Origin of the sequence: Escherichia sp. MOD1-EC7003 (genome assembly GCF_002965065.1) — a bacterium.
Lineage (GTDB): Bacteria > Pseudomonadota > Gammaproteobacteria > Enterobacterales > Enterobacteriaceae > Escherichia.
This window is the reverse complement of record NZ_PTRE01000221.1, coordinates 1-6,328: the sequence shown is the minus strand read 5'-3', so window position 1 is coordinate 6,328 and position 6,328 is coordinate 1. Positions and strand designations below refer to the sequence as shown.

The following is a 6,328-nucleotide window of genomic DNA, read 5'->3' as shown; positions in this document are numbered from 1 at the left end:
AAGCCACTGGAGCACCTCAAAAACACCATCATACACTAAATCAGTAAGTTGGCAGCATCACCGAAAATCCTTATGATCTCTTCACCTTAAGCAATATCAATAAAAATGGTAATCCATAAGATCATTACTTGTTTGTTCTTCCCTTAACGGCGCATTATTCTTAATTCGTACTCGACAGAGAGGCGAATATACAGAGGTGCCCGATGAAAGATGTCGTAGATAAATGCAGTACTAAAGGATGTGCGATTGATATCGGTACGGTGATTGATAACGACAACTGTACCAGTAAGTTTTCGCGCTTTTTTGCCACCCGCGAAGAAGCAGAGTCCTTTATGACCAAACTGAAAGAGCTTGCCGCCGCTGCATCCTCTGCAGATGAAGGGGCCAGCGCGGCCTATAAGATTAAGGATCTGGAAGGGCAAGTTGAGCTTGATGCGGCCTTCACCTTCTCATGCCAGGCTGAGATGATTATTTTTGAGTTATCACTGCGTTCGTTAGCTTGATGGAGTTGCTTTAGAAGGAGTTAAACATGGCTTATAAACACATTGGTGTGGCAATTTCCGGGAATGAAGAAGATGCCTTAATGGTGAATAAAGCCCTGGAGCTCGCCAGACATAATGACGCTCACCTGACGTTAATTCATATTGATGATGGCTTAAGCGAGTTGTATCCGGGGATCTACTTCCCTGCAACAGAAGATATTCTTCAATTGTTGAAGAATAAGTCGGATAACAAGCTGTATAAACTGACGAAAAGTATTCAATGGCCGAAGACAAAACTGTGTATTGAACGCGGAGAAATGCCGGAAACACTGCTGGAAGTGATACAAAAAGAGCAGTGCGACCTCCTTGTCTGTGGTCATCACCACTCATTTATCAACCGTTTGATGCCGGCATACCGCGGGATGATCAATAAGTTGAAAGCGGATTTGCTCATCGTGCCGTTTATCGATAAGTAATCGCTTACCAGTAATGCTCCGCTGTCATATGGCCCGGCCTGCGACGTAAATGTTTCGTCATCTGTCGGGTCTCTTTCAGCAACTGTTGCGTATCGCGCACCATCTGTGGATTGCCGCACAGCATCACATGGCTGGTTTCTTTATTCATCGGCAGGCCAACCGCGTTTTCCAGTTCACCACTTTCAATTAACGCCGGTATCCGCCCGGTGAGCGACCGCGCCGTCGTTTCCCGACTGACCACGGTCTGAATGCGCAGTTTCCCTTCGTAGCGTTTTTCCAGTTCTTGCATCAGAGGCAAATAGCTTAAGTCGGCGGCATAACGTGCGGCATGCACCAGAACCAGATTCTTGAAGCGATCTAAATCTTTGCCCAGTTGCAGAATCGATAAATAAGGGCCAATCGCTGTACCGGTCGCCAGCATCCACAGTGTTTCGCAGTCCGGTACTTCATCCAGCACAAAGAAGCCAGCGGCTTCGCTAACGACTTGCACTTCATCGCCCGGTTTCAGTGCTGCCAGTCGCGGGCTTAATTTGCCATCGGGGACGGTGACCAGGTAAAACTCCAGATCGGGATTATCGGGCGAGTTAACGTAGGAGTAAGCGCGCTGGACGCGTTCGCCGTCAATTTCAAGGCCAAGTTTAGTGAATTGCCCGGCAGTAAACGAAAGCACGGGAGCGTGAACGGTGAGACTAAACAGGGCGTCGGTCCAGTTCTGCACTTTAGTGACTTTGCCTGTTACCCAATCAGCCATGTTTTTTTCCTGTTTTGATTGACTTGCCTTATCTTCGTTCTCCGAACAAAAAAATTCCAGTCCCGAAGGACTGGAAGGCTCAATCGATCAAATCAATCAGAGAATATGTACCTGCATTTCCGGATCTTTACGATCCAGATAGTGGATGGACTGAATGCGGCGAATGGTGCGTGACTTACCGCGGATCAGCAGCGTTTCGGTAGTCGCGATATTGCCTTTGCGGCTAATGCCTTCCAGCAGATCGCCTTTGGTGATACCGGTGGCAGAGAAGATGACGTTATCACTGCGCGCCATATCGCCCAGACGCAATACTTTACCGGCTTCAATGCCCATCGCTTTGCAGCGTGCCAGCTCTTGCTCGCCAATGCGACGATTCTCTTCGGTGTCGCCTTTGACGTTATGACGCGCCAGCAGACGACCGTTCATGTCGCCATCTAATGCGCGGATCACCGCCGCAGAAACTACGCCTTCCGGCGCGCCACCAATACCGTACAGCACGTCAACTTCGCTGTCTGGCATACAGGTGAGAATTGATGCCGCAACATCGCCATCCGGAATAGCAAATACGCGCACGCCGAGTTGCTGCATTTCTGCGATAACTTCGTCATGACGTGGTTTCGCCAGAATCGTTACCGTCAGTTCGCTTAACGGTTTGCCGAGCGCCGCCGCCACATTGCGCAGGTTATCTGCCAGCGGTAGATTCAGGTCAATGGCGCCTTTGGCTCCCGGTCCGACGATCAGCTTCTCCATATACATATCCGGCGCATTGAGGAAGCAGCCTTCATCGCCTACTGCCAGCACCGCCAGCGCGTTAGCCTGGCCCATCGCTGTCATGCGCGTGCCTTCAATCGGATCAACAGCAATATCTACCGCGTCGCCGCGACCAGTACCGACTTTTTCACCAATGTAGAGCATCGGTGCTTCGTCGATTTCACCTTCACCAATGACGATGGTGCCGTCAATGTTGACCTGGTTGAGCATAATACGCATGGCGTTAACCGCTGCGCCGTCAGCGGTGTTTTTATCGCCGCGTCCTAACCATTTGTAGCCAGCCAGCGCCGCAGATTCGGTGACGCGGGAAAATTCGATGGCAAGTTCTCGTCTCATAGCAAACTCTAAGCAGTAAGGAATGGCGCGAAGTGTAGCACAGGGGAAGGGCGGGATTATTGATGTGTGCGGGGTTACCCCCGCACGGTTTCAGAGTCTGCGACATGCCATGCCGGATGCGGCGTGAACGCCTTATCCGGCCTACAAAAACTGCGACATGCCGGATGCGGCGTGAATGCTTTATCCGGCCTACAAAAACAGATTACGTAGGCCTGATAAGCGTAGCGCATCAGGCAATTTTGCGTTTGTCATCATTCTCAGGCGCCTTGCGGCGCCTCTGTGGGGAAGAGATTAAACCTCTTCCATGCGACCCAACAGGGCCTGCAAACGTTCCTGCCAGCCGTTCTGCTGTTCTTTCAAATGGTTGTTCTCACGCTCCAGCTCTTCGCGCTGATGCTGGGCATTTTGAACTTCCTGCGACAGTGAGTTGTTTTTTTCTTTCAGCTCTTCGATTTCCATCTGCAACAGAGTGATGGTATCAATCGCCTGCTGTACTTTTGCTTCCAGTTTCTCAAACACTTCTAATGACATCGTCATACCTCTCCTGAATTGCAAGGCGTTGATGGATAAAAATCCTCGTCCCGATTACCGGTGACGCCTTAATAAATACGAGCGCACTTTAGTTAGCTCCGATTGTATGAAGCCGCGCCATCGCTGTCCAGCGGCACGCCTTGCAGATTACTGTTTGCCACACTTTTCATCCTTCTCCTGGTGACATAAGTCATACCAATAGAAAATGTTAATAAATTTGTTACATGAATGATCCACCAAACATGCATCACGTACAATCAGACGGCATAAATGGCGCGATAACGCTCATTTTATGACGAAGCACACACATTTTAAGTTCGATATTTCTCGTTTTTGCTCGTTAACGATAAGTTTACAGCATGCCTACAAGCATCGTGGAGGTCCGTGACTTTCACGCATACAACAAACATTAACTCTTTAGGATCCGATTATGAGTCAAACATCAACCTTGAAAGGCCAGTGCATTGCTGAATTCCTCGGTACCGGGTTGTTGATTTTTTTCGGTGTGGGTTGCGTTGCTGCACTTAAAGTCGCTGGTGCGTCTTTTGGTCAGTGGGAAATCAGTGTCATTTGGGGACTGGGGGTGGCGATGGCCATCTACCTGACCGCAGGGGTTTCCGGCGCGCATCTTAATCCCGCGGTTACCATTGCATTGTGGCTGTTTGCCTGTTTCGACAAGCGCAAAGTTATTCCTTTTATCGTTTCACAAGTTGCCGGCGCTTTCTGCGCTGCGGCTTTAGTTTACGGGCTTTACTACAATCTATTCCTCGACTTCGAGCAGACTCATCAAATTGTTCGCGGCAGCGTTGAAAGTGTTGATCTGGCAGGCACTTTCTCTACTTACCCTAATCCTCATATCAATTTTGTGCAGGCTTTCGCAGTTGAGATGGTGATTACCGCTATTCTGATGGGGCTGATCCTGGCGTTAACGGACGATGGCAACGGTGTACCACGCGGCCCTTTAGCTCCCTTGCTGATTGGTCTACTGATTGCGGTCATTGGCGCATCTATGGGCCCATTGACGGGTTTTGCCATGAACCCAGCGCGTGACTTCGGTCCGAAAGTCTTTGCCTGGCTGGCGGGCTGGGGCAATGTCGCCTTTACCGGCGGCAGAGACATTCCTTACTTCCTGGTGCCGCTTTTTGGTCCTATCGTTGGTGCGATTGTAGGTGCATTTGCCTACCGCAAACTGATTGGTCGCCATTTGCCTTGCGATATCTGTGTTGTGGAAGAAAAGGAAACCACAACTCCTTCAGAACAAAAAGCTTCGCTGTAATATGACTACGGGACAATTAAACATGACTGAAAAAAAATATATCGTTGCGCTCGACCAGGGCACCACCAGCTCCCGCGCGGTCGTAATGGATCACGATGCCAATATCATTAGCGTGTCGCAGCGCGAATTTGAGCAAATCTACCCAAAACCGGGCTGGGTAGAACACGACCCAATGGAAATCTGGGCCACCCAAAGCTCCACGCTGGTAGAAGTGCTGGCGAAAGCCGATATCAGTTCCGATCAAATTGCAGCTATCGGTATAACTAACCAGCGTGAAACCACGATTGTCTGGGAAAAAGAAACCGGCAAGCCTATCTATAACGCCATTGTCTGGCAGTGCCGTCGTACTGCCGAGATCTGCGAGCATCTCAAGCGCGATGGCATGGAAGAGTACATTCGTAACAACACCGGCCTGGTGATTGACCCGTACTTCTCTGGCACCAAAGTGAAGTGGATCCTCGACCATGTGGAAGGCTCTCGCGAGCGTGCGCGTCGTGGTGAATTGCTGTTTGGTACGGTTGATACGTGGCTTATCTGGAAAATGACTCAGGGCCGTGTCCATGTGACCGATTACACCAACGCCTCTCGTACCATGTTGTTTAACATCCATACCCTGGACTGGGACGACAAAATGCTGGAGGTGCTGGATATTCCGCGCGAGATGCTGCCAGAAGTGCGTCGTTCTTCCGAAGTGTACGGTCAGACTAACATTGGCGGCAAAGGCGGCACGCGTATTCCAATCTCCGGGATCGCCGGTGACCAGCAGGCTGCGCTGTTTGGTCAGTTGTGCGTGAAAGAAGGGATGGCGAAGAACACCTATGGCACTGGCTGCTTTATGCTGATGAATACCGGCGAGAAAGCGGTGAAATCAGAAAACGGCCTGCTGACCACCATCGCCTGTGGCCCAACTGGCGAAGTAAACTATGCGCTGGAAGGTGCGGTGTTTATGGCGGGCGCATCCATTCAGTGGCTGCGCGATGAGATGAAGTTGATTAACGACGCCTACGATTCCGAATACTTTGCAACCAAAGTACAAAACACTAACGGTGTGTATGTCGTTCCGGCCTTTACCGGGCTAGGTGCGCCGTACTGGGATCCGTATGCACGTGGGGCGATTTTCGGTCTGACTCGTGGGGTGAACGCTAACCACATCATCCGCGCGACGCTGGAGTCTATTGCTTATCAGACGCGTGACGTGCTGGAAGCGATGCAGGCCGACTCCGGCATTCGTCTGCACGCCCTGCGCGTGGATGGCGGTGCGGTGGCGAATAACTTCCTGATGCAGTTCCAGTCCGATATTCTCGGCACGCGCGTTGAGCGCCCGGAAGTTCGCGAAGTCACCGCATTGGGTGCGGCCTATCTTGCTGGTCTGGCAGTAGGCTTCTGGCAGAATCTCGACGAACTGCAAGAGAAAGCGGTGATTGAGCGCGAGTTCCGTCCAGGCATCGAAACCACCGAGCGTAATTACCGTTACGCAGGCTGGAAAAAAGCGGTCAAACGCGCGATGGCGTGGGAAGAACACGACGAGTAATATCAGGCACCTGAACCGATTGCCTGATGCGACTGGATAAGGCGTTCACGCCGCATCTGGCATGAACAAAGTGCACGTTGTCAACAATCTGAGGCGCCGCAAGGCGCCTATTTGAGACTGTAATTTAAATTGTGTATCTGCCTGTTTTTGATATGTTCACTCCAACACCGGAGA

7 protein-coding genes are annotated in these 6,328 nt (G+C 50.9%); 4 read left to right on the top strand and 3 right to left on the bottom strand.

Annotation, left to right across the window (positions count from 1 at the left end; translation table 11 throughout):
- The first annotated feature begins 203 nt into the window (after positions 1-203).
- Together A7090_RS24195 and uspD are read left to right on the top strand one after the other, a co-directional pair.
- Complete coding sequence (locus A7090_RS24195; RefSeq protein ID WP_105275791.1) at positions 204-503, top strand: DUF406 domain-containing protein; 300 nt, start codon at positions 204-206, stop codon at positions 501-503.
- A gap of 26 nt (positions 504-529) precedes the next feature.
- Complete coding sequence (gene uspD, locus A7090_RS24190; protein WP_105275790.1) at positions 530-958, top strand: universal stress protein UspD; 429 nt, start codon at positions 530-532, stop codon at positions 956-958.
- Between the two features lie 4 nt (positions 959-962).
- On the opposite strand, the gene fpr is transcribed toward uspD, so the two are convergent.
- The 3 genes from fpr to zapB form a co-directional block, all read right to left on the bottom strand.
- A complete protein-coding gene (gene fpr / locus A7090_RS24185) occupies positions 963-1,709 on the bottom strand; it encodes a ferredoxin--NADP(+) reductase (protein WP_105275789.1) in 747 nt (248 codons plus the stop codon).
- Between the two features lie 96 nt (positions 1,710-1,805).
- Complete coding sequence (glpX, locus tag A7090_RS24180) at positions 1,806-2,816, bottom strand: class II fructose-bisphosphatase (RefSeq protein ID WP_105275788.1); 1,011 nt, start codon at positions 2,814-2,816, stop codon at positions 1,806-1,808.
- A 291-nt stretch (positions 2,817-3,107) separates the two neighbouring features.
- The gene (gene zapB, locus A7090_RS24175; protein WP_001296623.1) at positions 3,108-3,353 is read right to left on the bottom strand and encodes a septal ring assembly protein ZapB; all 246 of its coding nucleotides are present in this window, start codon (positions 3,351-3,353) and stop codon (positions 3,108-3,110) included.
- A gap of 424 nt (positions 3,354-3,777) precedes the next feature.
- Between zapB and glpF the strand changes: the two genes are divergently transcribed.
- Both glpF and glpK read left to right on the top strand, forming a co-directional pair.
- Positions 3,778-4,623 (top strand): glycerol uptake facilitator protein GlpF, encoded by an 846-nt coding sequence (gene glpF / locus A7090_RS24170; RefSeq protein ID WP_105275787.1) that lies wholly within the window; start codon positions 3,778-3,780, stop codon positions 4,621-4,623.
- Positions 4,624-4,645: 22 nt separating this feature from the next.
- Entirely contained in the window at positions 4,646-6,154 is a 1,509-nt protein-coding gene (gene glpK, locus A7090_RS24165) for a glycerol kinase GlpK (RefSeq protein ID WP_000136804.1), read from the top strand.
- Positions 6,155-6,328 lie beyond the last annotated feature (174 nt).